This window comes from Sphingomonas sp. TZW2008 (genome assembly GCF_002117915.1).
Taxonomy (GTDB): Bacteria; Pseudomonadota; Alphaproteobacteria; order Sphingomonadales; family Sphingomonadaceae; genus Sphingomonas.
In genome coordinates, this window is record NZ_BDJB01000002.1 from 12,984 (window position 1) to 39,563 (window position 26,580).

At 69.3% G+C, this 26,580-nt stretch carries 22 protein-coding genes and 2 tRNA genes; 1 reads left to right on the forward strand and 23 read right to left on the reverse strand.

What is annotated here, in order from left to right; translation table 11 throughout:
* Positions 1-100: 100 nt before the first annotated feature.
* The 15 genes from ccmC to B7L05_RS01470 all read right to left on the reverse strand — a co-directional run bounded on the left by ccmC (position 101) and on the right by B7L05_RS01470 (position 13,264).
* On the reverse strand, positions 101-826 hold the full coding sequence (gene ccmC / locus B7L05_RS01400; RefSeq protein ID WP_085808446.1) for a heme ABC transporter permease CcmC: 726 nt from the start codon (positions 824-826) through the stop codon (positions 101-103).
* Positions 827-924: 98 nt separating this feature from the next.
* Positions 925-1,974, reverse strand: coding sequence for a Glu/Leu/Phe/Val dehydrogenase dimerization domain-containing protein (locus tag B7L05_RS01405; RefSeq protein ID WP_085808447.1), 1,050 nt, complete (start codon positions 1,972-1,974; stop codon positions 925-927).
* 22 nt (positions 1,975-1,996) lie between these two features.
* Positions 1,997-2,073: transfer RNA gene (locus tag B7L05_RS01410), tRNA-His, on the reverse strand.
* 89 nt (positions 2,074-2,162) lie between these two features.
* On the reverse strand, positions 2,163-2,888 hold the full coding sequence (gspN, locus tag B7L05_RS01415) for a type II secretion system protein N (RefSeq protein ID WP_085808448.1): 726 nt from the start codon (positions 2,886-2,888) through the stop codon (positions 2,163-2,165).
* Positions 2,885-3,358 carry a type II secretion system protein GspM gene (gene gspM, locus B7L05_RS01420; protein WP_085808449.1) on the reverse strand — a complete coding sequence of 158 codons (474 nt, stop codon included), beginning with the start codon at positions 3,356-3,358 and terminating at the stop codon, positions 2,885-2,887. The genes gspN and gspM overlap by 4 nt, the downstream gene beginning before the upstream one ends.
* Positions 3,355-4,449 carry a type II secretion system protein GspL gene (gene gspL, locus B7L05_RS01425; RefSeq protein ID WP_085808501.1) on the reverse strand — a complete coding sequence of 365 codons (1,095 nt, stop codon included), beginning with the start codon at positions 4,447-4,449 and terminating at the stop codon, positions 3,355-3,357. The genes gspM and gspL overlap by 4 nt, the downstream gene beginning before the upstream one ends.
* Positions 4,446-5,423: a type II secretion system minor pseudopilin GspK gene (gspK, locus tag B7L05_RS01430; protein ID WP_085808450.1), complete on the reverse strand. Its 978-nt coding sequence runs from the start codon at positions 5,421-5,423 to the stop codon at positions 4,446-4,448. The genes gspL and gspK overlap by 4 nt, the downstream gene beginning before the upstream one ends.
* Positions 5,413-6,075: a type II secretion system minor pseudopilin GspJ gene (gene gspJ / locus B7L05_RS01435; protein WP_179187087.1), complete on the reverse strand. Its 663-nt coding sequence runs from the start codon at positions 6,073-6,075 to the stop codon at positions 5,413-5,415. The genes gspK and gspJ overlap by 11 nt, the downstream gene beginning before the upstream one ends.
* The gene (gene gspI, locus B7L05_RS01440; protein ID WP_085808503.1) at positions 6,072-6,464 is read right to left on the reverse strand and encodes a type II secretion system minor pseudopilin GspI; all 393 of its coding nucleotides are present in this window, start codon (positions 6,462-6,464) and stop codon (positions 6,072-6,074) included. Before gspI ends, gspJ begins: the two co-directional genes overlap by 4 nt.
* Positions 6,457-6,936: a GspH/FimT family pseudopilin gene (locus B7L05_RS01445; RefSeq protein WP_085808451.1), complete on the reverse strand. Its 480-nt coding sequence runs from the start codon at positions 6,934-6,936 to the stop codon at positions 6,457-6,459. The genes gspI and B7L05_RS01445 overlap by 8 nt, the downstream gene beginning before the upstream one ends.
* Positions 6,937-6,984: 48 nt before the next feature.
* Entirely contained in the window at positions 6,985-7,425 is a 441-nt protein-coding gene (gspG, locus tag B7L05_RS01450) for a type II secretion system major pseudopilin GspG (protein ID WP_085808505.1), read from the reverse strand.
* An 8-nt stretch (positions 7,426-7,433) separates the two neighbouring features.
* Positions 7,434-8,657, reverse strand: a complete 1,224-nt coding sequence (gene gspF, locus B7L05_RS01455; RefSeq protein ID WP_085808504.1) for a type II secretion system inner membrane protein GspF — start codon at positions 8,655-8,657, stop codon at positions 7,434-7,436.
* Positions 8,650-10,134 carry a GspE/PulE family protein gene (locus B7L05_RS01460; protein ID WP_375601239.1) on the reverse strand — a complete coding sequence of 495 codons (1,485 nt, stop codon included), beginning with the start codon at positions 10,132-10,134 and terminating at the stop codon, positions 8,650-8,652. Before B7L05_RS01460 ends, gspF begins: the two co-directional genes overlap by 8 nt.
* 122 nt (positions 10,135-10,256) lie before the next feature.
* Positions 10,257-12,440 (reverse strand): type II secretion system secretin GspD, encoded by a 2,184-nt coding sequence (gene gspD, locus B7L05_RS01465; RefSeq protein ID WP_085808452.1) that lies wholly within the window; start codon positions 12,438-12,440, stop codon positions 10,257-10,259.
* Complete coding sequence (locus B7L05_RS01470) at positions 12,437-13,264, reverse strand: type II secretion system protein N (protein WP_085808453.1); 828 nt, start codon at positions 13,262-13,264, stop codon at positions 12,437-12,439. The genes gspD and B7L05_RS01470 overlap by 4 nt, the downstream gene beginning before the upstream one ends.
* Positions 13,265-13,380: 116 nt before the next feature.
* On the opposite strand from B7L05_RS01470, the gene B7L05_RS01475 reads away from it, so the two are divergent.
* Positions 13,381-14,043 (forward strand): 2OG-Fe(II) oxygenase, encoded by a 663-nt coding sequence (locus B7L05_RS01475; RefSeq protein ID WP_085808454.1) that lies wholly within the window; start codon positions 13,381-13,383, stop codon positions 14,041-14,043.
* Positions 14,044-14,110: 67 nt separating this feature from the next.
* Here the strand turns inward: B7L05_RS01475 and B7L05_RS01480 are convergent, their stop codons facing one another.
* The 8 genes from B7L05_RS01480 to B7L05_RS01515 form a co-directional block, all read right to left on the reverse strand.
* Positions 14,111-16,957, reverse strand: coding sequence for a TonB-dependent receptor domain-containing protein (locus B7L05_RS01480; protein ID WP_085808455.1), 2,847 nt, complete (start codon positions 16,955-16,957; stop codon positions 14,111-14,113).
* A gap of 89 nt (positions 16,958-17,046) precedes the next feature.
* Positions 17,047-18,666: a hypothetical protein gene (locus B7L05_RS01485; protein WP_085808456.1), complete on the reverse strand. Its 1,620-nt coding sequence runs from the start codon at positions 18,664-18,666 to the stop codon at positions 17,047-17,049.
* Positions 18,667-18,908: 242 nt separating this feature from the next.
* Positions 18,909-18,983, reverse strand: a tRNA-Val gene (locus tag B7L05_RS01490).
* A 77-nt stretch (positions 18,984-19,060) separates the two neighbouring features.
* Positions 19,061-19,333, reverse strand: coding sequence for an HU family DNA-binding protein (locus tag B7L05_RS01495; protein WP_085808457.1), 273 nt, complete (start codon positions 19,331-19,333; stop codon positions 19,061-19,063).
* Positions 19,334-19,496: 163 nt separating this feature from the next.
* On the reverse strand, positions 19,497-21,893 hold the full coding sequence (gene lon, locus B7L05_RS01500; RefSeq protein ID WP_085808458.1) for an endopeptidase La: 2,397 nt from the start codon (positions 21,891-21,893) through the stop codon (positions 19,497-19,499).
* A gap of 106 nt (positions 21,894-21,999) precedes the next feature.
* The gene (locus B7L05_RS01505) at positions 22,000-23,892 is read right to left on the reverse strand and encodes an XrtA/PEP-CTERM system amidotransferase (RefSeq protein WP_085808459.1); all 1,893 of its coding nucleotides are present in this window, start codon (positions 23,890-23,892) and stop codon (positions 22,000-22,002) included.
* The gene (gene xrtA / locus B7L05_RS01510; RefSeq protein ID WP_085808460.1) at positions 23,892-25,421 is read right to left on the reverse strand and encodes an exosortase A; all 1,530 of its coding nucleotides are present in this window, start codon (positions 25,419-25,421) and stop codon (positions 23,892-23,894) included. The genes B7L05_RS01505 and xrtA overlap by 1 nt, the downstream gene beginning before the upstream one ends.
* Positions 25,418-26,569: a TIGR03087 family PEP-CTERM/XrtA system glycosyltransferase gene (locus B7L05_RS01515; RefSeq protein ID WP_085808461.1), complete on the reverse strand. Its 1,152-nt coding sequence runs from the start codon at positions 26,567-26,569 to the stop codon at positions 25,418-25,420. The genes xrtA and B7L05_RS01515 overlap by 4 nt, the downstream gene beginning before the upstream one ends.
* Positions 26,570-26,580 lie beyond the last annotated feature (11 nt).

Sequence of the window (26,580 nt, forward strand, 5' to 3'; positions counted from 1 at the left end):
CCCTTCTCGGCCACACGCATCGCACGCCAACTTAGCCACGCGATCGCCGCGGTGCCGCCGAGCGCGATCGCGTAAGCGGCGGTGATGAACGGCCAGGGGTTCATGCGGTCGCCCGGCGGCGCAACCGCGCCTCCGCCTTGGCAACCGCAAGCAGCGTACGCATCCGCATCAGCACGATCCCGCCGAACAGGCAGGAGAAGCCGGCGAGCATGATCGGCAGCGGCCACAGGATCGACGCGTCGATGCTCGATCGCGTCAGCCCGATGCTCGGCCCCTGATGGAGCGTGTTCCACCAGATCACGGAGTAGCGGATGATCGGCAGCAGCACCGTGCCGGCGATCCCGAACAGCGCCGCGATACGGCCGTCGCCACCGCGGTCGCGATCCGCACGCGCCAGCGCGATATAGGCGAGGTAGACGAAGAACAGCAGCAACATCGAGGTGAGCCGCCCGTCCCACTGCCAGTAGGTGCCCCAGGTCGGCCGGCCCCAGATCGCGCCGCTTATCAGGCAGATCGCGGCAAAGGTGGCGCCCGGCACGGCGATCGCACGCGCGCCGACCTCCGCCAGCGGATGACGCCAGACGAGATAGGCGATGCTCGCCAACGCGATCCCGCTCCACCCGCCCATGCCCAGCCACGCGGCAGGGACGTGAACGTACATGATGCGGACGGACTCGCCCTGGAGATAGTCGGGCGGGGTCATCACCAGCCCAGCCCAGCATCCAAGCGCGATCAGCGCCATGCCGAGCCCCGTCAGCCACGCCGTCAGCGGGCGGGCGATCTTGAGGAAGCGCGCGGGATTGGCGAGGGCGTGGAGCGCGGGCACGATGGCTCCCTAGAGCGAAAAACGCCGGCCGTCATCCGGTTGGACAGACGGCCGGCGCTTGTATCCGGTCGATGGACCTGCGTGATCGCTGGTCGTGTTCAGCAGCGGCCGATCAGGCGGCGGGCGATGCGATCCGCCACGTCCGACGCGGGATCGCCGCTGGCGTCGCTCTCGTCCCACACCTCGACGAGGCGCTCGGGGATGCGCGCGATACGTGCCTTCACTTCTGCCTCGTCGCCCTGGCCAAGATATTCGAGCCCGACGTTGATGATGCCGCCGGCGTTGATCACGTAATCGGGGGCGTAGAGGATGCCGCGCTCGTGCACGCGGCGCCCGTCACTCTGCGTCGCGAGCTGATTATTCGCGCCGCCCGCGACGACCTTTGCCTTCAGCGCGGCGATCGATGCCTCGGTCAGCACCGCGCCGAGCGCGTTGGGGCTGACGAGATCGACGTCCGCGGCGAGAATCTCGCCCGTCGAGACGGTCGTGGCGCCGAGCTCGGCGGCGAGCTTCTCGGCACGCACAGTGTCGACATCGGCGAGCGTCAGCGTCGCACCGTCGGCGGCGAGCAGGCGGGCAAGGCCGCCGCCGACCGAACCGACGCCCTGGATCGCGACGCGCACGCCCTTCATGTCGCTGGCGCCGAGCCCGCGCGCCGCGGCGGCCTTGACACCGAGATAGACGCCGAGCGCAGTATAGGGGCCGGGGTCGCCGCCCGCCGCGCCGCTCGCGACCGGAAGGCCCGAAACGTAGCGCGTCTCCTGCGCGATCACCTTCATCCGCGCTTCGGACATGCCGACGTCCTCGGCCGTCACGTAGCGACCGCCGAGCGATTCGACGACGCGGCCGAACGCGCGCAGCTGATCCTCGCTGATCGTCGCGCCGGGCCGGTCGGCGAGCACGACGCCCTTGCCGCCGCCTAGCGCGAGCCCGGCCATCGCGTTCTTGAAGCTCATGCCGCGCGACAGGCGCAGCGCGTCGGTCAACGCGCTGGTGTGATCGGCATAGTTCCAGAAGCGCACGCCACCGGCCGCGGGGCCGAGCGCCGTCGAGTGAACCGCGATGACAGCCTGCAGGCCGGACGCCGGATCGGTGAAGAGATGGACGCCCTCATGGTCGTCGAAATCGGGGAAGCCCCACGCCGTCATGCTGTATTTCCGGGGGTTAGGATGGGGCGACCGACGGGACTTGAACCCGCGACCCTCGGTACCACAAACCGATGCTCTAACCAACTGAGCTACGGTCGCCACAAGAGTGGGCGCCCCTACGGAACGGGGCGACAAGCGTCAAGGCCGCAGCATCGCTTTCACCGCACGCCTTGCCACAGGTCAGCGGATCAGAAGCGTCCCTCGATCGTCAGCCGCATCCCCGCCTGCGTCTGGACGAACCCGGCGGCCTGCAGACGCACGAGGGCGGCGGGATCGCCGGGCTGCAGCGTTAGATCCGCGGTGTAGCGGCCATCGGGCCACAGGCGGATCGTGCTGCCCTCGTTGCCCGCCGCGCTGGCGAGCGGCAGCAGCAGCGCGCCGGCATCGCAGCGCGCCGATCCGGCCAGCGCGGTCGGCACCGCGGCGCCGCCGAGATCGCCGGCCATCGTCGCGCGTATCCGGCCCGACGCCGCCTCGCATGTATCGCCGCGGAAGCGTACGACGACGTCGTCGAGATCGAGCGTCGTCACGGGCAGCGGCCGGAACGCCGTGCCAACCGGCAGCGACGCCGTGACGTGATCGAGCCCGAAGCTCGAGCGCGAGACGGTGATCGCTCCCTGCAGGCGCGGCGCCGGCGTGGATGCGGCGCCTTCGATCGCGATGCGCGCCTCGCCGAGCAGCAGGCGCAACGGCGACACGCCGGCGGCAAGATCGCCGAGTGCGATGTCGCCGAAGCGCGCCTCGCGCAGCGTGCCGGACCAGATGCTGCCGCTCACCGCCCGCGCCGTGAGCCCCTGCTCGCCAAGCCCGAACCAGCCAAGTGCGAGGCGCATCGGCAGCAGCGCGAGGAGCGCGATGGCCAGCATCGCCGCGAACAGCGCGCGCGGCCCGGTGCGCAGGCGAAGCCGCCTCACGCCTCGCGCCCCTTCAGCGTCAGCGTCGCCGCGACGGTGCCGTCGCCGTTGCCGGTGATCGAGGAGGCATCGACGAGCAGCCCGTCCGCCTCGAGCGCCGCGATCCAGCCGAGCAGCGCTCCAGGCTTGGCGGTCGCGATCGCGATGCGGACGCGGTCGCCGTCGGGCTCGACGCTCGACAGCGCGAACCCCGCCTCGTCGGCGCGGGCGCGGACGGCGTCGGCAATCGCGCCCTCCGGCGTCCGCGGCCGGCCGCGCTGGATCGCCTTCACCATCGCCACCTGCCGCTGTACCTCGCCCAGCCGGACGACGGCGCGGGCGTGGCGATCGCGTGCCGCGTCGAGCCCGTCGCGCACTGGCCGGACGATGCCCGCCCAGACGATCGTCACCGCGAGCAGGGCGAGCATGACGAGGATCAGCCGCTTCTCGCGCAGCGATCGGCCAGCGTACCAGGCGCGAAGATCGGTCATGGTACCGTCACCGTCAGATCGCCGCGCAGCCGCTGGCCGTTCGATTCGAAGGGGCTGGCGGTCACCGCGAAGCCGCTGCCGCGCAGCTGCGCGACGAGCTGGTTCGCCTGCGCCTCGCCCTCCGCCGCGATCGTGGCGCGCAAATCGCCGTTGGGCTCGAACGCCAGCGCGACGATCTCCGTCCCAGCCGTGTCGCGCACCGCTGTCGCGATCGCTGCGGCGGTGGCGCTGAAGCCGAGGCCGGGACCGCGCAGCCGCGACAGGCGCTCGGCGAGCAGGCGATCGGCATCGCCCGCCTGCGTGCCACGCGGCAGGCCCTCGCGGGCGAGCGCCTCGGCGCGCACCTCGGCGCTGCCGGCTGCGATCGCATATTTGGCGATCCGCACGAGATCGATCGCGAGTGTCGCGAGCAGCGCCAGCGCGCCGAGCACGACGAGGCGCCGGACGAGCGCCCAATCGATCGCACGCCGCCGACGTCGCGCGAACGGCCCCTGGCGCAGGTTAAGCACCGGGCGGCCGAGCGCAGCGGCGATCGCGACGTCGACAGCATCGCGACCAAGCGTCTCAGGCTGATCGGCACCGGTGATCAGCTCGGTCAGCCGCGCCTCGTCGGCGAACCCGCTGGTCGTGCCGCGAACCACAGATTGGCCACCCACGTCAGCGCGGACGAAACCTGCCTGCGGGCGCGGCAGCAGCAGCGGCGCCGGGATCATCACGTCGGGATCGGTGCCCATCGCGGCGAGCATCGCGAGCCAGCGCTGCATCGCATCGTTGGCGACGACACCGATCGGCCGCTCGTCGCCCGCCTCGCCGACCGTCTCTTCACCGACTGCGACGTGTAGCGCGTCGATCGGCCCGGCGCTCGCATCCGACACGACGATCCGCGCTGCCGCGCTCGCTTGCGCGATCGATCGCGCCGGCAGGTTCGCCCAGTGAAGCGTCACCGCGTCCGCCGGCGTTACCGCAACGATCGCCGATCCCGGCTCGACCGGCAGCCCCTCACCGCGATCAGCGACCGCGCCGTCAGCGACGCGCACCCAGCGCCACGGATCGTCCGCGTGTGGCGGGATGAAGAGCAAGGTGGCGGTCATGTCGGCTCGCCCCATTGCCGCGAGACGAGCCGCGCGGGAAGCGTCGTCGCGTCAATCAGCGCCTGTTCCTGCAGCTCGCTGGCGCCCGCCGTCACGTCGACACGAAGTGCGAACCACTTGGTCGTGACGCCGGTCTGCTGTGTCGCCGCGGGATCGACGGTGATCCCCGATGCCGCGAACACCTTCCAGAAATCCTGCACGTCGCCGTAACCGCCCGGCGGCCGGCGCAGCAGCGCGCCCGCGGCGGCCTGGATGCCGAGCGTATCGGGCGCCAGCATCGCGATCAGCGGCGCCTGCTCGGGCGTCAGTGTGTTGACGTTGATCGGCGTGCGTGCGGCCCGCGGCAGCGTGCAGATGAAGGGGCGCAGCCGCGCATAAGCCGCAGGCGAGACGCCGGTGACCGCGCGCAGCTCGCTCGGATCGGCCATCAGCGTGCCGGCGGTGCGGTACGGCGTCGCGAGCGCGGCATAGGCGCTGTCTTCCGCCCCCGCGGCGAGCGGCTGATCGTCGCTGTCGATCCAGTCCGCCGCTGCCGCTGCGATCGCCTCGCCGCCCGGCACGGCGAGCAGCCGGGCGAGCCGGGCTAACTGCGCGATGGTCGTCGGATCGGCGACATATCGCCCATCAAAATCACTCACCAAGCTGTTGACGTTGAAGCAATTTCCACCGTCAACGATGCGCGCGGTCGCGACGCCGCCTGGCGTCGGAATGGTGTACGGCCGATTGCTCCATCCGCCGTCGAGTGTGACGCGCTCCGCGTTGCGGCGCAGGAGATCGGTGATCCGCCCGGTCGCAAGCGCCTCCGCGGCGAAGGCGAGACTGCGCGCCTGATCGAGCCCAACGGCATTCGCGGCGAGCCGCGTCGACAGGCGCAGCCGCTCGAGCGCGGTCGCCGCGAGCACCGCGACGATCGCGACGAGCAGCATCACGGTGAGGAGCGCGGCGCCGCGCTCGCCAGCGGACCTATCGCGCATTGGCAGATACCGGCGGGGGTTGCGCACCGTCGGCGGCTTGCGCGCCCGATGGGGCGGGCGGACGCGGCGGAGCGCCACTTCCAACAAGAAACAGCTGACGGAAGGTGACGCCGTCGTCGCGCGTCAGCGACATCTCCAGCGCCTGTGGCAGCGCGGCGCCTGCCGAGCCGTCCCACCGGTCGCTCCACGCACCGCTGATGCGATAGCGCAGCCGCAGACCGCGAACGCGGTCCAGCGCGACCGACGGCGGCAACGCCGCGGCTCCGTCGATCATCGGCCAGGCGATCCGCTCGAGCGCGCCTTCGGCAAGGCGGTAGCTTACCTTTTGCAGCGTCGAGCGCGGCAGCGCATCAAGGTTGCTCCAACCGCCGCGCACGAACGTCACGCTCGTGCCGTCGCCGACGAACGCGGGCAGCAGCGTACCGCGCTCGTCGCGCGCAGGGCGATCGATCGCCTGCGCGAGATCGGCGGCGAGCAGCGATGATTGCCGAGCGAGCGCGCCGACATCGTCGAGCCGCGTCGTCGTAACGCCCTGCGCGCGCACGCTGAAGGCGAGCAGCGCAACGCCGGCAGAGGCGATCAGGCCGAAGATCATCAGCGCGACCATTACCTCGACGAGCGTGAAGCCGCGTTCGGCGGGCGGCACGCTCACGAGACGATCACCTCGGGCTGCGGCGGCCGGATCATCGTCAACCGCCCGAGCGCGCGGCCGCCGGCGTCGCTCACCGCCACGTCGACACGCAGAATGCGCGGATCCCCCGTCGGCGCGACCAGTCGCGTCCAGCGCCACGCCCGACCGCCGTTCTGCTCGACCCCGCCGGCACGGCCAAGCGCGGGCGCGCGCGGCGCCGTCACCGCATCGATCGCGACGTTGCGCGCCACCATCTGCGCGACGATCGTATCGCCGAGCAGCGCGGTCGAGCGGATCGTCGCTCCTTCGAGCCGCAGCAGCGCCAGCGCCGCGAGGCTGAACACCGCGAGCGCGACCATGATTTCGACAAGGGTGAAGCCGCGGGTGCCCGCGGCGCGCCGGTCAGCCATCGACGCGCGCATCCCCGTCCGTCGCGATCGTCACCGCCACGCGCGTCCGATCGCGGCGTAGCGGCACGACGAGCGGACGGTCCGCCATGCCAGTGGTATCGAAGGTGACGCGCATCCGCTCGGGGAGCAGCGCCTGCGTCCCCTCGCTCCATTGCGCAACGCGAAACGGCTTGTCGGGCAGCGATACCCACTGCGCGCCGCGCCGTTCGTCGAAGCCGTAGCCGCCCGGTGTCACCCATACGCTGACCGGACGTCCGCCGACGATCGCCGCGTCGCGCGCGGCGCGGACGCGGGTGGCGAAGCGCGCGCCCTCATCGATCAGCCGGCCGCGCGGATCGGGCATCGCCAGCACCGCCGCGGCGGATGCAAGCCCGATAACGGTGATAACCACCATCAGTTCGACAAGCGTGAAACCCGCCTGCCGACCGCGTGCGGTGGCCGCGGGTTCATGCTCGCCGGCACGATCGCGCATGCACGCCACCCGCTGCATCAATCGGGGAGGCAAGCACCCCATCGTGGCTTACTGCCAGGAGCCGATATCGGCGTCGATGCCCTCGCCGCCTTCCTTGCCGTCGGCGCCGTTGGTCCAGATGTCGGCCGCGCCGTGCTTGCCGGGCGAGGCATAGAGATAGGCATTGCCCCACGGATCTTCGGGCAAGCGCTTGATATAGCCGCCCGCCTGATACGACGCTGGGTTGGGCAGGCCGGCGGGCGGTGTCGTCAGTGCCGCGAGGCCCTGCGCCGTCGTCGGGTAATTGTTCTGCTGCAGCCGGTACATTTCCAGCGCCTGCTCGATCGTGGCGATATCCGCCTTCGCCTTCTGGACGCGCGCGGTATCGCCCGAGGGCAGCACATTGAGCGCGACGATCGTCGCCAGCAGCCCGATGATCACGATCACGACCATCAGCTCGACGAGGGTGAAGCCGTTCCTGCGTCGCTTGTTTTTTAGTTGGTTACGCATGATGTCTCTCATTGCCCGGCAAGCGTGTTGAGCTGCAGGATGGGAAGGAGGATCGACAGGACGATCGTCGCGACGATCCCGCCCATCAGCACGATGATCGCCGGCTCTAGCAGCGACATGGCGGTGGCGGTGAAGCGATCGAACTCGCGCTCAAGATAATCCGCCGCGCGCTCGAGCATCTCGTCGAGCCGCCCCGCCGCCTCGCCGGACGCGGCGAGATAGGTGAGCAGCGGGGGGAAGACACCCGTGCGGCGCATCGCCGCCGACAGGCTGCCGCCGCCGCGGATCGCGGCGGTAATCTCGTCGGAGGCGAGCTTGAGGCGGCGGTTGTGGATCGTTCCCGCGGTCAGCGACAAGCCTTCGAGCAGCGGCAGGCGGCTCGCCACCATCGTCGCGAGCGTACGCGCCATGCGCGCGGCGTGGAGATCGCGCAGCAAGCGCCCGAGCAGCGGGACGCGCAGCAGCCAGCTGTCGAAGGCCAGGCGAATCGGCGGCTGGCGCAGTGCGACGACGAAGCCGGCGACCATTGCACCGAGCACGAGCAGCATCAGCCACCACCAGCCGACGAGGATGTCGGAAACGCCGATGACGATGCGCGTCAGCAGCGGCAGGGCTTGGCCGACGGTATCGAACTGCTCGACCACCTGCGGGACGACGAAGATCATCAGCGCCGCAACGACGCCCAACGCGACAACCGCAAGGATCGTCGGATAGGCGAGCGCTGTCAGCAACTTGCCGCGGATTTCTGCCTGCCGTTCGAGTAACAGCGAAAGCCGTTCGAGGATCGCGGGCAGTGTGCCCGAGCTCTCCCCCGCCGCGACCATCGCGCGAAACAGCGGCGGAAAGCTCTTCGGCTCGCGCGCCATCGCGTCCGCCAAACGTCGCCCCTCTACCACCCCGGCGTGAACGGTCTGAACGACGGCGCGCACCTTCTCCTGCTCGGTCTGGCGGGTGATCGTGCGCAGCGATTCTTCGAGCGGCGACACGCGCGACAGCGTCGCGAGCTGGCGGGTGAACAGGGTCAGTTGCTTCGCCGAGATGCGCGCGCGGCCTAGCTGCAGCCCGAACAGAGGCCGCCCGCGCGCGGCCGGCGCGCTGCCGGGCTCGATGCGGACGACGTACAGCCGGCGGCGGTCGAGCAGCGCGCGTGCCGCAGCCATGTCGCTGGCGGCGACATGGCCGCGCGCCTCCTGCCCGCGCGTATCGATCGCGAGATAGTCGAAGTCAGCCACCGACGGGTTCCGCATCGGCATCGCGGCGCGACACGCGTACCGCCTCGCTGGCAGTGGTCGCGCCGCTTTCTACCATCCGCCGCGCGGCGAGCGCGAGCGTGTCGCCGCGTGCGAAGGCGTGCGCGGCGATCGCGGTCTCGTCGGCGCCGTCGTTTATCAGCCGCCGGACGGTCTCGTCGATCCGTACCGCCTCGAACACGCCGACGCGGCCCTTGAACCCCGTCTGGTTGCACTCGGCGCACGCGCCCGGCTCGTACACGGTGGCGTCGCGCGCAATGCCGAGCAGCGGCGCGGCGGTCTCGCCCGCGGGCACCGCGCGGCGACAGCCGGGACACAGCCGGCGCACGAGACGCTGCGCAATCACCGCGCGCAGCGTCGACGCGAGCAGGAAGGGCTCGACCTTCATGTCCCGCATTCGCGTGATCGCGCCGACCGCATCATTGGTGTGGACGGTGGAAAGCACGAGATGACCTGTCAGCGATGCCTGGACGGCGATCTCCGCCGTCTCGCGATCGCGGATCTCGCCCACCATCACCACGTCCGGATCCTGCCGCAGGATTGCCCGCAGGCCGGCGGCAAAGGTGAGCCCGACCTTGGCGTTGACCTGCGTCTGGCCGACGCCCTCGACGGCATATTCGACCGGATCCTCGACCGTCAGGATATTGCGGCTGCCATCGTTGAGCAGGCGCAGCGCGGCGTAGAGCGTCGTCGTCTTGCCGCTCCCCGTCGGGCCGGTGACGAGAACGATGCCGTTGGGCTCGTTCACCGCGGCTTCGAGCATCGCGTACATCGGCGGCGACATGCCGAGCGCGTGCAGATCGATCCCCGCGTTCTCCTTGTCGAGGATACGCAGCACGACCCGCTCGCCCGCGCGGCTCGGCAGCGTCGAGACGCGCACGTCGAGCAACTTGCCGCCAAGCGTCAGCCCCATGCGCCCGTCCTGCGGCACGCGCCGCTCGGCAATGTCTAGCCGCGCCATCACCTTGATGCGGCTGACGACGACGGGCGCGACGTGCGGCGGCATGCGCAGCGTCTCCCGCAGCACGCCGTCGATCCTCATACGCACGACGAGCCCCGTCTCGTAAGGCTCGATATGAATGTCGGAAACGCCATTACGCGCGGCATCGGCGATGACGCCGTTGATGAGCCGGATCGCGGGCGCATCGTCGGCGGTATCGAGCAGGTCCTCGGCCGTCGGGATGCCGTCCGCGAGCAAGTCGAGCTCGTCGCCCATGCCCACGGCAGCGAGCGCGGTCGCCTGCCCGTCCATCGCATAATTGTCGCCGAGCAGCCGATCGAACGCTGCCGGTTCGAGCACGGTGATGTCGAACGGGCGACCAAGCACGCGGCGCACCTCGATCAGTGCGCGCGGATCGGCGCCCTCGCGCAGTGCCACTGCATCACCGTCGAGCGTCACGCCGAACTTGCGCGCGAAGGCATAGGGCAGCGCGACGATCGGCGCCGCCTCGGTCGCCAGTAGCAGCGCTGGGCCGGCGGGCTCGGCACGTGCGTCGACCGCAGCTATTTCGACGCGCTCATGCTCGTCGCGCGCGCCGAGCAGGTCGGGCTGCGGATCGTCGAGGTCGCGCCCGGTCCTGATCACTTGTCGCGGCGCTTGATCGTGACGGTGGAGTTGCGCTGGACCGGCACGTTGACGCGCGGATCCTCGATATTGCCGGGGACCGGCGCCGAGGGGATTGGCGCGGCGGCGCCCATATAGTCGCGCACCAGCTCGTCGATCGACGGCTCACGCGTCGGTTCCTGCTGCCCCTGCTGGAGCCTCAGATAGCCGTAGCGCTGCTCGGTGACGCGGCGATTGTCCTCCGCTGAGCGCAGGATCGTCGGGCGGATGAAGACCATGAGGTTGGTCTTCGACCGAGTCCGTGCCTTCGAACGGAAGAGGTTGCCGATCACCGGAATGTCGCCGAGCAGCGGGAGCTTTTCGAGCGTGCGGCGCTCGTCGTCGCTGAGCAGTCCGCCGATGATCGCGATCTGCCCGTCGTCGACCGTCAGCGTCGTCTCCACCTCGCGCTTGTTGAGGATGAGATCGGAATTGTCGTCGCTCACCGGCCCCGCGATCGAGCTCACCTGCTGGTGCAGGAACAACTTGATTGAGCCGCTGGAATTGACCTGCGGGCGCACCTCGAGCTGGATGCCGACATTCTCGCGCTGCACGGTGCGAAAGGCGTTGTCGAAATTCTGGCTCAGCGCTTGGCCGGTGGTGATCGGGATTTCCTGCCCGACGAGGATGCGTGCTTCCTGATTGTCGAGCGTGATGAGGCTCGGCGCCTGGAGAAGGTTCGACGTCGTGTCGCTCTTCACTGCATTGATGATCGTGCCGAAGATCGTGTCGCCGATCGTCCCGCCGAACCCGCCGAAACCGCCGCTCGCGCCCAGGATCGAGTTGATCGCCTGCTGCGCGAGCGCGTCGCTGGCGGCGTTGCCGGTCGTCGTCGTCGTACGCGATCCATCCGCGCCGACGACCGTCGTCGTCGTGCCGCCGATCTCGCGCGCGCCGATCGCGCCGGCGATCGTCAGCAGATTAGGCGCCGAGTTCGAGAAGCTCGTCGCCCCGAACGCCCCGCCCGACAGACTGCCGAGCAGGAACTGGAAGCCGAGCCGGCTCGCCGTCTGGTCCGAAACCTCGGCGACGATCGCTTCGACCAGCACCTGCTCGCGCCGCGTATCGAGCTGGCGCACCACCTCGGACAGCTGGCGCTGGATATCGGCGGGCGCGGCGATGACGATCGCATTGGCGCCGACGAAGCGCGTGACGACCGCCGGGGCGCGGCCGCCCTGCGCCTGTACCGCCGCCTGCCCGCTGGCGCCGCCGCCGGGCGCGCTCTGGCTCTGCGTCTGTCCGGCGGTGTTAACCGTGGGCTGCCCATTCGCCGCGCCGGTGCTGGCGCCGAAGTTCGACTGGCTGAGCTGGTTCTGCGGGATCGAATCGGGCGTCTGGCCGACGAGTTGCTGGAGCACGGGAAGCAGCTGGGCCGCATCGGCGTGTTCGAGGAAGACGACGCGGATCTCGGTGCCGCTCTTGGCCTTCTGGTCGAGATCGAGCGCGACCTGCGCGAGCCGCGCGACCGTCGACGGATCGCCGCGCAGCGCAACCGAATTGGCGCCCTCGACCGCAACGACGCTGGTCGCCTGCCCCTGCCCTTGCGCGGGTGTACCGACAAGGCCCTGCAGCGCGGTGGCAATGTCGCGCGCGCCGGCGTTGCGGAGCGCGACGACGCGGGTCGACGCGTTGTCGGTGTCGATCCGGCGCAGCACCTCGCGCACGCGGCGCACGTTGTCCGCAAAATCGGCGATGACGATGGAGCTGCCCGCACGGTTGGCGCTGACCGACCCTTGCGCCGAGACGAGCGGCCGCACGGTGTCGACCGCCGACTGTGCGTCGATCGCGCGCAGGCGAACGATCTCGGTCACGAACTGGTTGCGCGCGGCGCCCGCCGCACCGACGCGGCCTGGCTGCGCGGCGGCGTTCTCGATCGGTTGGACGCGCAACGCGCCATTGGCGGTCGGCACGGTAACGAGCCCATTGGCGCGCAGCGTGGAGAGGAACACTTCGAAATATTCGGAGCGGCTGAGCGGGCGATCAGTGACGACCGTCACCTTGCCCTGCACGCGTCCGTCGATGATGAAGGTACGCCCCGTCACTTTGGCGGCATCGGCGATGAAGGCGCGGATATCCGCGTCGCGCACGTTGAGCGTCGTCTGCGCCCCTGCCTGTGTGATCAGCGCCGCCGCCAAAGCCGGCGCGAGCAGCCAGCGCCTCATCGACCGGCGACCTGGACGCTCAGCGACACCGGCTGGCCGCCGCGATCGACCGTCAGCGCGAGACTGCCGCCGCCGGCGAATTGCGTCGCGATGCGATCGATATCCCCCGCCCCTGACACCGGACGACCGGCGAGCTGCGTCACGACGTCGCCGTCACGCAGGCCCGCGGCGCGGAACGCGGCGCCGCTGCCCTGCGACCGGACGACGAGCCCGCTGATCCGCCCGCCCTCGATCCGCGGCACGAAGCCGACGTCGCTCTGAAATTGATCGACGGTGATCCCGGCGGGCGCCGCCGGAGCCGCCGCCGGCGTCGCGTCGCCGCCTGCGGGAGCGCCGGTCGCGGCATTACCGCCCGATTGATCGAGGAACAGATCCTCTCGCGCGCCGCCGCGCTCAATTGTGACGTGGTCGAACGCCACCGCCCTAAGCACCACGCCAGGAATGATCTCTTCTCCAATCGCCACGCTCTTCTGCACCCCGTCGGGCCCGGCGAGGATCGCCGATCCGCGCCCCATCGCCTCGTCGATCCGCGTGCCGAACAGCTTGAGCTGCAACGACGTTACGACTGCGGGGCCCGCCTGGACGCCACTGATGCGATAAAAGGGGTCGAAGCCGCGCAGCACGTCGCCGGGCGCCGCGGGCAAGACGAGGCTAGCCGGGCGCCACTCGCCGAGCGGCGACACCGGCGTCACGACCGTCCACACCAGCCGCGCGGTTTGCACCGCGAGGACGCCGAGCAGCGCCAACTCCGCGAGCGAGTAAACGTTGACGACGGGGACCCGCCGCAGGATCGCCCGCGCACGGGCGTCGAAACTCAAACGCATCAGCCTGCCCAAACCCCGCCGCTTCGGCTATGGCCGCGATGTTACAGCCGCATTGCAGCGCTGTGTAATATTTCGCGGGCTGGCGGGCCAGCGCCGCAATTGGCTAAATGGCTGCCATGGATCATGACGACCTGGCCGCCGCCGCATCGGGCCTGGACGGCGCTGCCACCGCGGCGCGGTTGGCGCTGCTACCCGGCGTGCAGCGCGTACCCAGCGCCAAGCTGACGCTGTTCCTGAAGCGCGACTTCCTCGACGCCGCGACATGTGCCGGGCTGATCGCGCTGATCGACGCCAACCGCCGCCCCTCGACGATCTCCGACGCGAACGGCGATGCGACGTTCCGGACGAGCGAGACGTGCGACCTGGACGGTACCGAAGCCCTTGTGCAGCGTGTCGAGGCGGCTATCGGCGCCGCGACCGGGATCGCGCCGATCTACGGCGAGCCGCTGCAGGGGCAGCGCTACGCCGTGGGGCAGGAGTTCAAGGCGCATACCGACTATTTCGAGCCCAACGGGGTCGACTATCACCGCTACTGCGACGTCGCGGGCAACCGCACCTGGACAGTGATGATCTACCTCAACGAACCCGAAGCAGGCGGCGCGACGCGGTTCAAGGCGGTCGACAAGACGATCCAGCCGGAGACGGGCAAGCTCGTCGCGTGGAACAACCGCCGCCCCGACCGTTCGCTCAACCCCGCGACCATCCACCACGGCATGAAAGTGCGCGCCGGGACCAAATACGTCATCACCAAATGGTTTCGCGAGCGCCCGTGGGGGTGACGCGACGCGCGAAGGGGCCACGGGCGTCCGATGCGCCCGCGGCCCCTTTACTGTCTGCCGGCGCCGATCAGAAGGTGATGCTGGCGCCCAGCGTATAGAGCCGCCCCTGCTCGAAGCGGTTGATGAACACCTGCCGCCCGTCGTCGAACGTCTGGCGCTCCTGATATTTCGTGCCGGTGAGGTTGCGCGCCTCGCCCTTCAGTTCGACGCGCGTACCGAGGAAATCGACCGTCTGGCGCGCGACGAAGTCGACGCGGATGCCGGGCTTTTCGATGATGTCGGGCTGGAAGCCGACGCCGGTGAGCAGCGACGGACCGCGGTTCGTCACGCGCTCGCTGGCGTAGTTGAACAGCAGCGTCGCCTGCGTCGCATTTTCCTTGTCTTCGTAGCCGAGCTGGACGTTGACGAGGTGATCCGACTGACCCGTGAGCGGCGCGCCGTCGCGGAACTGGAGGTTGGCGGGGGCGAAGCCTGCCGGGCAGCCGCCAAGCGTTACGCCGAGAACGCTCGGCACGCAGCTCGCATTCGCGGTGATCTTCGACTGGGTGTAGGTATAGTTGCCGACGAAGACGAGGCGCTTGCCGGCCATCTCGTCGGAGATGAAGTCGAGCGGCAGGTATTTCTGCACCTCGATCTCGCCGCCGTACAGCGTCGCCTTCGGCAAATAGGTGAAGCCGGTCTGCAGCCGCGCGTCGGGCGTCGGGTAGAAGCCGACCTGCTCGATCGGGCGATCAATCCGCTTGTAGAAGCCCGCCGCGGTTAGCCGCTGGTCACGATCGAAGAACCACTCGTAGCGCGCTTCGAGGTTGTAAAGTTCCGAATCGCGCAGATTGGGGTTGCCGAAGAACAGGCGGTCCGATTCGAAATCGCGGAATGCCTGCGGCGCGAGCTCGCGGAACTGCGGGCGCGCGATCGTCTTGGCGGCGGCGAGCCGCAGCTGCATGTTGGGCGCGAAGTTCCACGTCAGCGTCGCCGCGGGGAGCCAATAGTCGTTGTTGAGCCGCGTCGAGGGCGCACCGATCGGCGTCACCGACTGTTTCGCGGTCTCGTAGCGCACGCCGATGATCGCGCGGATCCCGTCGATCGCTTCGGCCTCCGCCTGGACGTAGCCGGCGTGGATTTTCAGGCTAGCGTCATAAGCGAACGAGCCGTTCAATCCCGAATCGAAGCGCAGCTGCACCGCATTGTCCGCCGGCGTGCCGGTGGTCGCGACCGGGCAGCCGTTGAGCACGTCGGGCGAGAGCAGGTAATCGGGACGGAACAGGTTGCACGGGAACGGGATCGCCCCGCCCGTCGCGGTCTGGAAGGTGAACGGCAGGCGGATCGAGCTGCGCTCGTTCTGCGAATAATAATAGCCGCCCGACAGCGTGAACGGCCGCTCGGTCGACAATTTATAGGTGACGTCGGCCTGGCCCGAGTAGAGGTCCTCCTCCAGCTCGCTGAACACCACCGTCGCGAAGCGATCGAAGGCGTTGGTCGCCTGCCACACGCCTGGGCATGCAACGCCCTCGCCCACCACCGGCTCGTTGACGCGGACGTTGAGATTGGGGTTGCAGGTATAGATGAACTGCCGCTCGTACGGCGAATTGCGCTTCGAGTTGGCATAAGCGCCGCGCACGTCAACCGACAGGTCGTCGATCGGCTTGAACTCGCCGACCAGCTGACTCTCGATCAGCTGGCGTTCGAACCAGTTGGTGTTCTGCTGGAAGATCGGGTTGCCCGACGAATTGTTGTACACCGTCGCGGCCGAGGCGCGGCCCTGCTTCAGCGTGTCGTGGATGTAGACGTTGGTCCAGCGGATGCGGTTTTCATCGAATTCGTACCCGAAGCCGAGCAAACCGTTCACCACCGCGCGATTGTCGGTGATGACGGTCGAGAAGTCGTTGCGCAGCGATCCGTCGGCACTGACGGTATCCTGCTGCGTCGTCGCGCGCGTGCGCCACGTGTTGGCGACGCTGCCCGTCGCGATCATGCCGATTCGGCCGGCACCCAGCTCGCCGACGAGGCCGATGTTGATGTCGCCCGACCAGTTGGCGGGGATATCGGTGTTGCGCTGGAGCAAGGTGGTGCGCGCGTTGGAGAGTTGCGCCACCTGCGCTGCCGGGATCACGCCGGTGGCGTTAGGCGCAGCGCGGATGAAATCGGGTACGTCGCGCTCGCCGGAATCATAGCCGAGCCAGTCGGTCTTCGACCCGTAATAGGTGTAGCCGAGCTTCGCCGTCGTCTGCGTGTCGATCCCGCCCGACGCGCCGATCGTGACGAAATTTTCGTCCGGCAGCGCCTTGGTGGTGAGATTGATGACGCCGCCGCCGAACTCGCCGGGGTAGTTCACCGAATAGGTCTTCTGGACGAGCGCCGAGCCGACGATCGAGGTCGGGAAGATGTCGAGCGGCACGGTACGGCGCAGCGGCTCGGGGCTCGGCAGCGGGGAGCCGTTGAGCAGCGCCGACGAGTAGCGATCGCCGAGCCCGCGCACGAAGACGTAGCCGTTGCCAACGACGGACAGGCCGGTGACGCGGGTGAGCGCGCCGGCGATGTCGCCTTCACCGGTACGCGCGATATCCGCCGCCGAAAGAACGTTAATGACCTGCGCGGTCGAGCGCACGGTGTTGGGGATGTTGCGACCAACGACGACGATGTCGTCGCCTGATCCGGTGTCGACGCCGGGGGCGGAGACTTCCGCCGCCTGCTGCTCGCCGCCCGATTGGCTGTCAGGCGTCTGACCGTCCGCAGTGGGCGCAGCCTGGGGGTTCGACGGGTCGACGCCGGTCGCCATCGTGCTGGTTGACGGCGGGCCGGCGGGCGCGCTCGTCGAGGGCGCACCGGTCGAGGGCGCGACCTGCGCCAGCGCGGCGGGCGCGACCATACCGGTGGTCACGAGGAGAAGGGCTGCGTAGGCGGAGCGCTGGCGCATGATCGGGCCTTTTCGGTCGATAGTAGAGTGCGGGCCCCGCGGCGGGATGAAGCGCCAGCGGGGCCCGCGATCGTCAGATCAGCAGCGGCTCAGCGGCCGTTGCACTGGAAGTAGACCGAGTTGAAGGTCGGCGGGCCGACGTCCTGCAGATCGGCGTTCGCCGGGCGGATCGTCGAGCGATCGGTGCCCGTACCCGAGCCCGCGACGATGTTGATGCAGGTCTGGCCAGTGGCGGTCTTCACCACGCCGTTGACGAAGGCGAAGTCCGCGCCGCCGCGCAGGCGGATCGCCGCCGGGGCCGACGGCGCCGTCTGGACGAAGGTGAAGTTGGCGTAGCGGCCGTAGGTACGCGGCAGCAGATCCTCGGCGCCGTTCGAATCGATCTCGGTCGCGAACGAGTCGGCGGTCGCACCACCCGCCTTCTGCGCGGCGATGATGAACTGCATGAACCCGCGCCAGCCGTTGTCGACGTCGAACCCGTCGTCGTCGGCGCCCGTCACCGCGAAATACTTGAGGTTCGTCGCACCGCCGAAGATCTCGATCCCGTCGTCGGCCGAATTGTGGCTCTGGACGTGATCGATCGTCGTGCCGCTGCCCGTGCCGCCGAGCGTCAGGCCCTGCAGCTCGTTACCCTCGCTGATCGCAATGCCGGTGTAGCGGATCTGGACGTACTGGAGCGTGCCCGAATTGCTCGCCGCGTTCGGCCCGCCGTAGAAGCGGCCGGTGATGCCCTCGATCGGCGCCTGGCACGACGTGCTCGACCCCGCCGCATTGTTCGGGCCGGTGCCCGCGGCGCAGACCGCCGTCGGCGCCTGGCCGAGGATGACGAGCCCGCCCCACTGGCCCTGCGTCGAATCCGACACGCCGTTGCTGGCGAGGTTCTGCTGCGAGGTGAAGATGATCGGCGCGGCGGCGGTGCCGACCGCGTTGATGCGGCTGCCGCGGTTGACGAGGATGAGGTCGTTCGATGCCTCGCTCGAATCCGCCGCGAGCACCACGCCCGCCGCGATCGTCAGCACGACGCCCGAATCGGCGCCCTGCGTGCCGACGTCGGTGCCGACCTCGGTCTGCCCGCGGAAGCGATAGAAGACGCCCGGGATCTTGGGCAGCGTCAGGCTCGACGTGATCGTGGTCGGCAGACGGCAGGCCTTGAAGCCGCCGACGGTCACGCTGTCATCGATCGTGCCCGTCGGGCAGGCGGTGCCCGCCGCGAGCGTGCCGACGTTAGGCACCGCGGTGCAGGCTGCCGTCGTTCCGCCGAAGTTCGCCGAGGAGGAATTGCAGGTCCAATCCTGGAACGACGTATCGTTCGGGCCGCTCAGCGCGCCGACGAAGCCGGTCGAGGTGAAGAAGCTGCCGAGCGTCGCGGGATTGCTGGGGGTGGCGAGCGGGGTGGTGCTCGTCGGATAGACGCCGTTCAGGCCGCCTGCGCCGTTGACGTTGTTGTTGCTGCCCGCATTGACGATCGCGAGCTGCTCGTCCGACGTGACGGTGACGCCCGACTGGGTCGTCGCGGTGGCGAACTGCGCGGCGGTGATCGGCGACGGCGTGGGCGTGCCGGTTGGCGTCGGCGTCGGCGCGGGCGGCGTGACGATCACGTCAATGTTGCCGGCGCCGGGCGATGCGACGCCGTCGGCACCGCCGCAGGCGGCGAGCAGAAGGCAGGCGGTGCCCGCAAGAAACTGATTGCGGCGGCTGGTGCTCAGCATGTCTCACTCCCGGTTGTCACGTGGCCCGTCCCCCGGGCCGCGAGCGAGTCGAGCCGTTTGCCCGTCCGCCCTTCAACAGCGCCGCTAGGGCGCGCGCGTGACATCTCCGTGGAAGTTCCGCGTCACGGTGGTGACGGATATGTTGCGCGGCCGTGACAATGCCCCGCCGTGAGACGCAACCGCGGCAATCGGCGAGAAAACCAAAAAGCCCCGCCGGTCCACAGGACCGACGGGGCTCGAAATGGTGGGCGCGACAGGGATTGAACCTGTGACCCCACCCGTGTGAAGGGTGTGCTCTACCGCTGAGCTACGCGCCCGGCGATCGCGAAGGATCGAAACCGGAAGCGGGCCTTTAGGCGGCGTCGGCCGGCCTGTCTAGCCCGCGAAATCCTGATCAGTTCAGCGAATCCTTGAGCACCTTGCCGGCCTTGAACTTGGGCTGGCTAGACGCCTTGATGCTCATCGGCTCGCCGGTGCGCGGGTTGCGCCCAGTCGACGCCTTGCGCTTGGAAACGGCGAAGGTGCCGAAACCCACCAGGCGCACCTCCTCGCCCTTCTTGAGCTGCGCGCCGATCGTGTCGAACACCGCTTCGACGGCGCGGCTGGCGTCGCCCTTGGCAAGTCCGGACACGGTCGCGACCGCAGCAATCAACTCCTGCTTGTTCATGCACGGACCCCCGTCTGATGTGCGAAATCATGTAGATATGGATTCGGCCGCGCAGGGCCGATCGGACCAGTAAGGCGCGTGGTTCCAGCGGTGTCAAACGAAACCACGGCGGTTGCGATGAACCGCCGTGGTTACGCTTTTACTACGAATTGGTACGCAAAGCTTAGTGGTGGAGCTCACCACCGGCCGGCGCGATCGGCGCTGGCGGCTGCGCCGCCAGTTCGTCCGCATCGGTCCAGTCGATCGCCTCGAGCGGATCGGTCAGCGCGAGCCGCAGCACCTCGTCGACGTGCGTGACGGGGATGATCTTCAAGCCATCCTTGATGTTCTGCGGGATGTCGGCGAGGTCCTTCTCGTTCTCCTGCGGGATCAGCACGGTGGTGATGCCGCCGCGAAGCGCAGCGAGCAGCTTCTCCTTCAGCCCGCCGATCGGCAGCACCCGCCCGCGCAGCGTCACCTCCCCCGTCATCGCGATCTCGCGGCGCACCGGCACGCCGGTCAGCGTCGAGACGATGCAGGTGACAAGGCCGATGCCCGCCGACGGGCCGTCCTTGGGCACCGCGCCTTCCGGCAAATGGACGTGGACGTCCTTGCGATGGAACAGGCTCGGCTTGATGCCGTAGGACGGCGCACGCGCCTTGATGAAGCTCATCGCCGTCTCCGCCGATTCCTTCATCACATCACCTAGCTTGCCGGTCAGCTTGATCGCGCCCTTGCCGGGCACCGTCACGCTCTCGATCGTCAGCAGCTCGCCGCCGACCTCGGTCCAGGCAAGGCCGGTGACGGCGCCGATCTGGTTCTCCTCCTCGGAGAGGCCGTGGCGGAACTTCTGTACGCCGGCGAACTCATGGAGGTTGTCCGGCGTGATCGTGACGCTGGTCGTCTTGCCTTCGAGGATCTGGCGCAGCGCCTTGCGCGCGAGCTTGGCGATCTCGCGCTCGAGCGTACGCACGCCCGCCTCGCGGGTATAGCGCTGGATCAACGCGCGCAGGCCTTCCGGCGTCAGCGTGAACTCGCCGTCCTTCAACCCATGCGCCTCGACCTGCTTGGCGATCAGGTGCCGCTCCGCGATCTCGACCTTCTCGTCCTCGGTGTAGCCCTCGAGCCGGATGATCTCCATGCGGTCGAGCAGCGGCTGCGGCAGGTTGAGCGTGTTCGCGGTGCACACGAACATCACGTCGCTGAGATCGACGTCGATCTCGAGGTAATGATCGTTGAACTTGCTGTTCTGCTCCGGGTCAAGAACCTCGAGCAGCGCGCTAGCCGGATCGCCGCGGAAATCCTGGCCGAGCTTGTCGATCTCGTCGAGCAGGAACAGCGGGTTCGCCGCGCCGGCTTTCTTGAGGTTGGTCACGATCTTGCCCGGCAGCGAACCGATATAGGTGCGGCGGTGACCGCGGATCTCGGCCTCGTCACGCACGCCGCCCAGCGACTGGCGGATGAACTCGCGCCCGGTCGCCTTGGCGATCGACTTGCCCAGCGACGTCTTGCCGACGCCCGGCGGACCGACGAGACACAGGATCGGCCCCTTCAGCTTGTTGGTGCGTGCCTGGACCGCGAGATATTCGACGATCCGGTCCTTCACCTTCTCCAGCGCGTAATGATCCTCATCGAGGACCGCCTGCGCCGCGGCGATGTCCTTCTTGAGCTTCGACTTCTTGCCCCACGGCAGGCCGAGCAGCACGTCGAGGTAATTGCGCACGACGGTGGCCTCGGCGCTCATCGGCGCCATCGTCTTGAGCTTCTTGAGCTCGGCGGTCGCCTTGGTACGCGCTTCCTTGGAAAGCTTGAGCGTCGCGATCTTCTGCGTCAGCTCGGCGACCTCGTCGCCCTCGCCTTCCTCGCCCTCGTTGCCGAGTTCGCGCTGGATCGCCTTCAGCTGCTCGTTGAGGTAATATTCGCGCTGCGTCTTCTCCATCTGGCGCTTGACGCGGCTCTTGATCTTCTTCTCGACCTGCAGGACGCCGAGCTCGCCTTCCATGAAGGCGAACACCATCTCCAGCCGGCGTGACGGATCGCCCTCGACCAGCAGCGCCTGCTTGTCGGCGACCTTGATCGAGATGTTCCCCGCGACGGCATCGGCGAGCCGCGAGGCGTCGTCGATTTCGCCGAGCTGCGAGGCGGTCTCGGCGGGCAGCTTGCGGTTGAGCTTGGCGTAATTCTCGAACTGGTCGACCACCGAGCGCATCAGCGCGGAGACTTCGGTGCCCTCTGCCTCGATCTCCTCGATCGGGGTGACGTCGGTCGTCACATAAGCACCAGCGTCGAGCAGCGTGCCGAGCCGGCCGCGCTGCTTGCCCTCGACGAGGACGCGTACCGTGCCGTCGGGCAGCTTGAGCAGCTGGAGCACCGTCGCGGTGACGCCGATGTCGTAGAGATCGTCGGCCTTGGGATCGTCCTCGGCCGGGTCGAGCTGCGCGACGAGGAAGATCTCCTTGTCCGCCGCCATCGCGGCTTCGAGCGCCGCGACCGACTTGTCGCGGCCGACGAACAGCGGGACGATCATGTGCGGGAAAACGACGATATCGCGCAGGGGAAGTACGGGGAAGGTCTGGGTCATGAACACTCCGGCGCCGCTTCGGACAGGCGGCGAACGCTTACTATATGGTGGCGCGTTCGCATCCATCAATCGTCGCATCGGGTAACGCCGATGCGCAGGATCGCGATCAGCCGAACAACCGCCTGAGGCTGCGATCGAGCATCACGAACTGCCACAGGGTGCGGCCGTGATCCGCCCGGCCGGCACGATGCGCCTCGGCGAGCGTGCCGAGCGCGTCGAGATCGAACCAGCCCGTATCGGCAAGCGTGCGCGATCGCGGCAGCGCCGCAGCCTCGCTCGCCAGCGCCGAGCGGAACCATGCGCTGACCGGCGTAACGAAGCCCATCTTGGGGCGGTAGAGCACGTCCTTGGGCAGATAGCGTTCCATCGCCTTTTTCATTAGCCACTTGCCCTCGCCGCGGCGTAGCCGGAGGCTGGCGGGCAGCGTGCCGGCGAAGGCGACGAGGCGATGATCCAGCAACGGCTCGCGCGCCTCCAGACTCACCGCCATGCTCGTCCGATCGGTCTTGGCGAGGATATCGCCCGGCAGCCAGATCTTGATGTCGGCATATTGCGCGCGGTCGATCGCATCGCGCGCCGGCGCGTCGCGCATCGCCGCGACGTAGCGATCCTCGGCGCGGTGGCCGGCGAGCGCTCGGCGGCCGGCGTCGTTGAACAGCCGCGCGCGGATCGCCGGCGCGGTGACGCCGACCGAGCGCGCATAGGCTTCCGCCCCGTCGTCGGCGAGCGCGAGCAGCGTCGTCTTGGCGCGCAGCGGGCGCGGCGCCCAATCGGCCTTGGGATAGATAGCGCCGAGCCCGCCGAACACCCGGCTGCGCAGCCCATCGGGCACCAGCCCGCGCACACGCTCCTCCGCCGCCTGGAAGCGGTAGCGGCGATAGCCGGCGAAGATCTCGTCCGCGCCATCGCCCGAGAGCGCGACGGTCACCTTCTCGCGCGCAAGTGCGCACACCTGATAGGTGGCGAGCGCGGAGGCATCCGCGAAAGGTTCGTCGAACGCTACGACGAGGCGGTCGAGCAGCGCGAAATCGTCCGACCGGACGACGCGCGAGCGATGATCGGTGCGGAAGCGATCGGCGACCGCGGCGGCATAGCCGCGCTCGTCGTGCCCTGCCTCGTCGAAGCCGATCGTGCAGGTACGGATCGCGTGCGGCGTCGCCTCCGCCATGAGCGCGACGACCGCCGAACTGTCCACCCCGCCCGACAGGAAAGCACCGAGCGGCACGTCCGACACCAGGCGCGAGCGGACCGCCGCGCGCATGTGATCGACCAGCTCCTCCTCGAGCGCGCGTGCCGATCCCCGGGCGCGGTCGGCGAACGACACGTCCCACCATTGCACCGGCGCGGGCACCGGCTTGCCGCGCTCGACGAGAAGATAATGGCCGGCAGGCAGCTTGCTGACCCCGGCGACGATGCATGCGTCGTCGGGAACGTAGCCGAAGGCGAGGAAGTCCTCGACCGCGCGCACGTCGGGCACGCGGCGCAGCAGCGGGTGGGCGAGCAGGCCCTTCAATTCGGACGCGAAGGCGAGCGCGCCGTCGGCGAGCCGCGTGTAGTGGAGCGGCTTCACGCCAAGCCGGTCGCGCGCCAGGAACAGCTGCTGCGTGCGTGCGTCGTGGATTGCGAAGGCGAACATGCCGTTGAGCCGAGCGAGCATCGCCGGGCCCCACGCGGCCCACGCGGCGAGCAGCACCTCCGTATCCCCCGCGGTGCGGAACGCCCAGCCCTTGGCGCCGAGCTCCGCGCGCAATTCCTGATAATTGTAGATGCAGCCGTTGAAGAGCACCGACAGTGCGCCGCTCATGTCGTGCATCGGCTGCGGCGATCCCGCGACGTCGATGATCGACAGGCGGCGGTGGCCCAGGCCGACGCCGGGCGCGGTCCACACCCCTTCGCCATCGGGGCCGCGCACCGCCATCGCATCGGTCATGGCGCGGATACGCGCCGGATCGACCGGCTTGGGCGTTTCGGGATGGAACAGGCCGGCGAGGCCGCACATCAGCGCAGCGCCCTGGCGGTCGCCTGATCGATCGGGCCGAGCGCGGCGCGGAAACGTGCGATCGCCGCCGCAGGGTCACGCCCCGCGAGCCGTTCGGCCGACAGATGCAGTGCCCCCGCGCCGGGCTCGCCGCCGATCAGCCGCGCCTTCAGCGTTGCGAGTTTCACGATGGTCGGGCTGTCCGTCACGATTCCACCAACGCGGTACCACGTCGCGACGACCCGCTCCACCGGGGTTCCGGCGGCGCCGACGGCGGTGATGCGCATCGCCGCGCCGCCGTCGATCGCGGGCAGATCGGCGACGCGCAGCCATCGGTCGCCTTCGCGCAGCACGCCGGTACCGTAGGCGACGACTTCCTTGCCCTCGTGCTGCGCGGCGAACACGGCGAGCGCGAGGTCGACGGCGTTACCCTGGGGATCGACGTAGCTTGCGAAGAGCTGGCGGTCGGCGGCCGGATAGCTCGGCCGCCACGGCGCCGACGTGCGCGGGTCGACGCGCGTCCAGCCCGGTACGACGGGGGCGACGAGCGCCGCGGGCAGCGGCTGCGACCGGCCGGCGATCGCCGCCGACCAGGCAGGGAACAGCGCCGCGAGCAGGGCCGCCCCGATCGCCGCCGGGATCAGCGCGACGCGGTGCCTTCGCGGCGGCGGCAGCGTCGCGGGATCGAAGGCCGCATCGTCGGGCGCGCGATCGAACCAGCGCCAGCCGACCGCCATCACCGCGACCATCACGAAGGCGAAGAAGATCCAGCCGTAGACGATGTGGTCGAACCCCGTCGCCGCCTCGATGCTGGTCAGCTCCGCCGCCCAGATCGTACCGAAGGCGCGCACGCCGTTGGCGAGCACGGGAATGATTAGCGCGACGACGAGGAAGATCGAGCGCCGCCGCGACGAGCGGAAGCAGACATTGGCAACGAGCACGCCGTATGCCGCCATCGACAGCACGAACTTCGACCCCGAACAGGCCTCGGCCACTTCAAAATAATAGCGCCCGGCGTGGATCAGCACGCCGTCCACCGCTGCCGGCACACCGACGAGATGCAGCAGCGGCATGACCATCGCGACGGTGATCGCCTGGAGCGGCGGCTCGAGCCACTCGCCGAACGGCACCATGAACAGCGCGTAGCCGAGCGGAAAGGCGATGCCGCGCGCGACGTGCGGGCCGAGCAGCGTGACGACCGATCCCTGCAGCATCATCACCAGCCCGAGCTGGCGCGCGAACGCCGCGCCCGCCGCCTCGCCGAGCAGCCAGCCCATACCACCCGCCAAGACCAGCGCGAGCCCCGGCCACCAGGCCGTCGGACGCAGCTGCGCCAATTCGCCGCGCCGCGTCCAAACGAGCCAGGCAACGACGGGCGCAATGAAAAGGCAGTGGCCGTAGGTCGTGCTGGTCCACCAGATATCGACCAGCGCGGCGACGTCACGACGGAACAGCAGCAGGATCGCCGCGGCGACGGCCGCGAGCGCGGCGAGGTGCGCCCGCCACGTCGCCGGGACGGCCATCGCAGGGACGGGCAACGCGATCGTCATGCCGCAGCGCGCACCGTCGCCGGCAGGCCGAGGATCGCGTCGAGCGGTGCGAGCCGTGCGTCCCAGCCGTATCGCTTCGTCACCTGCACGCGGGCTGCGCGGCCGAGCGCCGCGGCACCTGCCGGATCGGCCAGCAGCGCGGCGATCGCCGCGGCGTAATCGGCCGCGCCGTCCGCGATGCGGATCGCGCCGGCGTGGTCGATCCCCTCTCCCGCCGCCGGGCTGGCTACGACGGGCCGTGCCATCGCCATCGCCTCGAGCACCTTGTTCTGGATGCCACGCGCCAGCTTGAGCGGCGCGACGACCACGTCGGCAGCGGCGAGCCAGCCGCGCACGTCCGCCACCTCGCCCGTTACCGTCACGCGCTTACCGGCGAGCGCGCGCACCGCCGCAGTCGGCGCACGGCCGACGATCGCGAAGTGCGCGTCGGGAAGGAGGGGCAGCACGTCGCGCGCGAACCACGTCACTGCGTCGACATTGGGCCGGTAATCCATCTGGCCGGTGAACACGATCAGCGGATGCGGCGCCTGCAGGGCAGGCGTCGCCGGATCGTAGAAATTGGTATCGATGCCGTTCTCGAGCACGTCGCTGCCTGGCAGGAGGGCAGCCTCCGGCGCGCTGACGAACAGGCTAGCGTCGACGCGCGTCACCACCGCGCGCTCATAATCGCCGAGCAGCCGTGCCTCGCGCCGCATCAGCCAGCGCATGGCCCCGCGCGATGCATCGGCATAGGCCGCGAACTTCGCCGAATCGAGATCGACGAAGTCCATGGCCGTGCGCGGGCGATCGACGGGCAGATATTGCGCCATCTGCCCCGAGAAGACGTAGATCGCCGCGATCGGACGCCGCGCCACGATATCGGCGACGGCCGACGCGACGCGCCGATCGGCGAACGCGGCGATCGACAGGGGCTGCCCGTGTGCCAGCGCCTCGATCGCGGCGCGGGCGCGCGACTTGGTGCGCGGCACTAGCACGCACTCGTCCACCAGCGCGCGATCGGCCGCGTTCATCTCTGCCGCATCATCAGTAAAGGCGACGAGATGGATGCGCGCGCGCGCCGCCAGATAGCGCAGCACGTTGTAGCTGCGGATCCGGTCCCCCCGGTCGGGCGGGAACGGCGCGCGGTGCGCGATGAACAGGATCTCCATCGTGGCCGTGC